We start from the raw sequence: 1,363 nt of genomic DNA on the forward strand, positions 1-1,363 counted from the left end.
GACCCAACGCTTGCTGCAGCTTATACGATGAATGGCGGACTTTATTGTTCGCCGTTTTTCTATTCATCGGTAAGCTCCAAGCGGATAAACCTCGGGAGTTTGAGGGCAGAGCCCTCAAGGTCTTACGCCACCAGCCTATCCGCAAAGAATATCATAATCTGGCTATAGGCCATTGCCCAGTCCCTTGACGGCTGCGTCCACTTTTTTGTAATTTCCTTAGCCGAAAGAAATACCACTTTCCGTATCGAGTCGTCAGTGGGGAAAATGGATTTTGCCTTTGTGAATTTTCGCACCATTCTGTGATACGCCTCCACTGCGTTTGTCGTGTAAATTAAATGCCGTATCTGTTCGGGATAACTGAAAAACGTTGTAAGCTCTGCCCAGTTCGCATCCCAGGACCGTAGAATGGACGGGTACTTCCTATCCCATTTTTCCCTGAATTCCTCCTTTGCATACTCTGCATCGTCAAGATTCACCGCACCGTAGATTTTCTTCAGGTCTGCGCAGATTGTTTTTCTGTCCTTGTACTGCACGAATTTGGTAGAATTTCGGATCTGATGGACGATGCAAAGCTGCTGCTTTGTCTTCGGAAAAACTGCATTTATGGCATCGCCAAGGCCTTTCAGATTGTCGTGGCAGGCGATAAAAATATCCTGTACGCCGCGCTTTTTCAGGTCGGAGCAGATGGATGCGTAAAAGCTTGCGCTCTCGTTTTCGCTGATCCAGATGCCCAGGATGTCCTTCTGCCCATTCATATCAATGCCCAGCACCGAGTAGACGCATTTGTTGATGATCTGGCTGTCCTTGCGGCTTTTGAACACGATCCCGTCAAAGTATATGATCGGGTAAACTGACTCCAGCGGCCGGTTCTGCCACTCGTTTACTTCCGGTAGGATTTTGTCCGTTATTTTGGAAATCAGTGTCTGCGGTATCTCTGCCCCATAAATCTCCCGCAGATTATCCTCAATGTCCCGCTGGCTCATCCCTTTGGAATACATTGCCATGATTTTCTGTTCGATTTCATCCGTCCTGGTCTGCCGCTTTTCCAAGACTTTCGGCTCGAACTCGCCGTTCCGATCGCGTGGTATGGCTATTTCGCTCTCTCCGTAATCGCTGATAATGGTCTTGTGATTGTAGCCATTACGGCTGTTGCCAGAATTCTTTCCCTCAGAGCTGTTCTTTTCATAACCCAGATGCCCATCCATCTCGGCTTCCAGCATCTGCTCAATTGTCCCGGCAAAAAGACGTTTTAATTTTGACTGAATATCACCCGTGCTTTGGCAGTCCTGCATCAGCAGGCTTACAAGTTCCATTTCCTTTTCTGTGAGAATGTTTTTTGACTGTCTCATTTTCATAACCTCCG

Annotated in this window: 1 protein-coding gene; it reads right to left on the reverse strand. The window is 47.6% G+C overall.

Features of this window, described 5'->3' with window-relative positions:
- Nucleotides 1-122: 122 nt before the first annotated feature.
- Nucleotides 123-1,313 (reverse strand): IS256 family transposase, encoded by a 1,191-nt coding sequence (locus tag DFR58_RS21590; protein ID WP_114300515.1) that lies wholly within the window; start codon nt 1,311-1,313, stop codon nt 123-125.
- Nucleotides 1,314-1,363 lie beyond the last annotated feature (50 nt).

The sequence above is a fragment of the Anaerobacterium chartisolvens genome (genome assembly GCF_003337415.1).
In the GTDB taxonomy this organism is placed as follows: domain Bacteria; phylum Bacillota; class Clostridia; order Acetivibrionales; family DSM-27016; genus Anaerobacterium; species Anaerobacterium chartisolvens.